The following is a 1,149-nucleotide window of genomic DNA, read 5'->3' as shown; positions in this document are numbered from 1 at the left end:
CGCAGCCACCGGCTCGGGCTCGGCTTCGGCGGCGACCTCGGGCTCGGGCTCGGCTTCGGCAGGCACGACCGGCTCGGCGGCGGCGGGCGCCACAGCCTCAGCCGCGACCTCGCTCTTCGACGTCGCGGGTTCGGCCTCGGCCTCGGCCACCGGCTCAGCAGGCTCCGTGTCGGCCGCGGCTCTCACCTCGGCCTCGGCGGACGCCGCGGGCTCGGGCTCGGCCACCGGCGTCTCCGGTTCAGCCTTGGCCACCGGCGTCGCCGCCTCGGTCACCGGCTCGGCCTCAGCAGTTGGTGCGGCCGTCGCCTCCGGCTCCACCTGCGGCTCCACCTGCGGCTTCGCCTCGGCCTCCCCGTCCCGCGGCTTCGGTACCGTCACGTTGTCGAAGGCGGCGGAGACGAGTTCGTCGGCGACGGAGGTGGGCGGCGTGGAGGCCACGGGCCCGACCGCGGTCGTCGGCTCGGGCTCGGCGGAGGGGGCCGGAACCTTCGGCCCGGCATCCCGCGGGGAAGCCTGCGGGGAAGCCTCGGCCGCCGCCGCGGCGGCGGCCTCCGGCGAGGAAACCTGCTCCGCCCCCTGCGAAGGAACCGTGTCGCGCCCCTTGCGTGAGCGGCTGAACGCATTCCGCAGGAGAGAGAGAATGCCCATGTGCGCAACCCTTCGGGTGAGTTGAAGCCCGTCAATCCCTGGCCAGGACGGACACGTAAGGTTAGCGGCCGGGCGTGGCGATCTTGGGGTGGGGCGGGGGGCTTGGACTATCTCCGCCACCGCGCGCTGTCAACACCGCCGCAACTGCCGCAGGTTCACCCCCCGTTCACCCTGCGTCCCCGTTCTCGAACGCACGCCCCCCTAGCGTCGCACTCACATCGAAAAGGCACATAGGACCATCGAGGAGCGCGCTGTGCGCAAGCTGCTGCCCATGATCGGCTCGCATCCCGGCGGCCGTTCCGCCATGACCTGTCGGTTCCGCTGTGGTGACGCCTGCTTCCACGAGGTGCCGAACACCAGCACCAACGCGTACGTGGGTGACGTCATCGCGAGCGCGCTGAGCCGCCGCTCGGTGATGAGAGCCGCCGCCGTCGTCTCCGTGGCCGGCGCGGCCGGTACGGCCGTCACGCTCGGCACGGCCCCGCCGGCCGCCGCGGCCAC

2 pseudogenes are annotated in these 1,149 nt (G+C 73.5%); one reads left to right on the top strand and one right to left on the bottom strand.

The window, feature by feature from the left end:
- A pseudogene (locus AWZ10_RS12785) lies at positions 1–648 on the bottom strand (VWA domain-containing protein); the annotation flags it as partial.
- Between the two features lie 253 nt (positions 649–901).
- Between AWZ10_RS12785 and AWZ10_RS12780 the strand changes: the two are divergent.
- Positions 902–1,149 (top strand): annotated as a pseudogene (locus AWZ10_RS12780) (phosphatase); the annotation flags it as partial.

The organism is Streptomyces europaeiscabiei, from assembly GCF_001550375.1.
GTDB lineage: Bacteria > Actinomycetota > Actinomycetes > Streptomycetales > Streptomycetaceae > Streptomyces > Streptomyces europaeiscabiei.
This window is presented reverse-complemented; position numbering and strand designations above follow the sequence as displayed.